The organism is Burkholderia sp. Ac-20344 (genome assembly GCF_017104975.1).
In the GTDB taxonomy this organism is placed as follows: Bacteria; Pseudomonadota; Gammaproteobacteria; order Burkholderiales; family Burkholderiaceae; genus Burkholderia.
The window spans coordinates 1-1712 of sequence record NZ_JAAGPP010000335.1 but is presented as its reverse complement, the minus strand read 5'-3'; the positions used below and the strand labels follow the sequence as shown (position 1 = coordinate 1712).

Annotated in this window: 3 protein-coding genes; 2 read left to right on the top strand and 1 reads right to left on the bottom strand. The window is 71.0% G+C overall.

Going from position 1 to position 1712, the window contains the following annotated elements; genetic code table 11:
- Nucleotides 1-507 (bottom strand): RNA polymerase sigma factor region1.1 domain-containing protein (locus tag G3N64_RS38940; protein ID WP_277399165.1); only part of this gene is annotated, 507 nt, incomplete at its 3' end.
- Between the two features lie 298 nt (nt 508-805).
- Here G3N64_RS38940 and G3N64_RS38935 point away from each other — a divergent pair.
- Nucleotides 806-1243, top strand: coding sequence for a hypothetical protein (locus G3N64_RS38935; protein ID WP_205788872.1), 438 nt, complete (start codon nt 806-808; stop codon nt 1241-1243).
- Between the two features lie 39 nt (nt 1244-1282).
- On the top strand, nt 1283-1712 hold a 430-nt coding region (locus G3N64_RS38930; protein WP_346778860.1), incomplete at its 3' end, for an SH3 domain-containing protein.

Here is a 1712-nt window from a genome sequence, read left to right as displayed (position 1 = left end):
GGACGATCCGGCGGTGCCGGTTGCAGCCGTTGCGCGGTGACGCGCAAGCAGCGCGTCGACCGCCGCCGGACAGCCGGCGAGCGCATGCAGGATCTGGTGGCGGCCCGTCTCGATCTCGCGGGCGAGCACGATCTCGCCTTCGCGCGTGAGCAGCGGCACCGCCTGCATGCGCCGCATGTAGAGCGCAAGCGGATCGGTCGACGCGCTCGTGCCGCGTGCGAGGTCGCCGAGCATCGCGCGGCCTTCGTCGAGTGCATCGCGATCGACGTCGACAGGCGCCGAACCGGCGAACGGCGCAGGCGCGGCCGGCTCGTCGAGCACGGCGATGCCGATGTCGGCGAGCGCGGCGCGCACGACGTCCAGCGCGTCGGGGCTGTCGCTTTCGGGCGGCAGCGCGTCGACGAGGTCGGCGTGGGTCAGATAACCCTGTTCGCCGGCGAGCGCCAGCAACTGGATGATCGGATCGAGCGGCGTGTCCGCCCGGGGAGTGGGGCGTGTCGTAGTCATGTCGATGGCGGCGTGAGCCGCGCTCCTGTCTGGGCGGGCCGAAGTCCGCCGGTTCCGGGCCGCCGGGTATTCGCGAACGCCCGTCCGCGCCAGCCAGCCTGACATCGTTCAAGTTGAGGGCGTTTGCGCAAACTTCAACGCGAGCGCGGCAGACGGGGCCGCACGCGGCATGCCCGCTCGCCCGTCCGGTGCAGGAAACAAAAAGTAACCGATCATACGCCGCGGAAATCTGCAGGGGACGTAAGCTAGAGTCAGACGCGCGCCTGGCGGCGACGCGCGGATTCTGCCGGAGCAAGACATGACCCCGATTCCTGCCGCGAGGTGCGCGGTATTCGCATTGACGACGTTGACGCTCGGCGGCTGTTATTACACGAGTCCGTATGGCTATGCGCCGTACTACGCGCCGGCGCCGGCCACGCTGACGCAGCGCGAGATCCCCGTCACGCCGGCTACACCAGGCGCCGCTGCGCCGGGCCCGGCTGCAGCGGCGGTCGCGCCGCCCGTGGTCGACCCGGCTCCCGTCTACGTCGCGCCGGCCTATCCGCCGCCGTATCCCTACCCGTATCCGTACTACGCCCCCGCGTATTACCCGGGCTGGTACGGCTGGGGTGCGCCGGCGATCTCGGTCGGCTTCTGGGGCGGCTGGGGCGGCGGCTGGCGCGGACACGGCGGGTACGGGCATCGTCCGTGGGGCGGCGGCCACTGGGGTGGCGGCTGGGGCGGCCATCGGCATTGACCGGCGCGCGGCGGCACCGCGCGGGAGAGCATCATGAGCATGAGGAATACGATCGTTCGCGGCCTGTGCGTCGGCCTGTTCGGCGTGATTGCCGCGCCGGGCATGGCGCAGGCGCAGAGCACCGGCTACACGAATTCGCCGGCCGAACTGTTCGCCGGGCCGGCGCCCGACTATCCGGTCGTCGCACAGATTCCGCCGGGCACCGCGCTGGACGTGTTCGGCTGCCTGAGCGACTACTCGTGGTGCGACGTCGCGCTGCCGGGCGTGCGCGGCTGGATCGACGCGCAACTGATCGACTATCCGTACCAGGGCGGTTACGCGCCGCTGGTCGAATATGGCGCGATCATCGGCGTGCCGATCACCGGGTTTGCGATCGGTGCGTACTGGGATCGCCACTACCGTCACCGGCCGTGGTTCCATGACCGCGAACGGTGGGAGCACCGCGCGGAACCGCGGCTCGGCCCGGGCA